Below are 322 nucleotides of genomic sequence, written 5' to 3' on the forward strand. Positions count from 1 at the left end.
AAGTGCGCGTAGATGTCGCTTTCCCGGTCCGATACCACCGTGATGCTCGCAGCCTCCGCCAGCACCTCTGCGGCGCGCCTCGTGCTATCGAGCCAACGTTGCGATTCCTTCTGTTTCGTCGTTCGCGCCCGTCGATGCTTGGCCTTGCCGCCCGTGCGGTTCCACACCTTCGCATCGACGAGGCCGATCACTCCACCGTTGCTGGCATCGACCGCCAGGGCGGCATGCAGCAACAGGCCCCGCAGCGCTCCGCCTTTCCCGATCGGCCCGTAGCCGTTCGCTTTCGCACGCCGCCCTCCCAGCGAAAGCTCGCTGGTATCCT

General features: G+C 65.8%; 1 pseudogene. It reads right to left on the reverse strand.

Annotation, left to right across the window (positions count from 1 at the left end):
* A pseudogene (locus ACZYOF_RS44535) lies at window positions 1–233 on the reverse strand (IS4 family transposase); the annotation flags it as partial.
* Between the last annotated feature and the right edge of the window lie 89 nt (window positions 234–322).

Source organism: Bradyrhizobium sp. LeoA1Lang, from assembly GCF_055413685.1.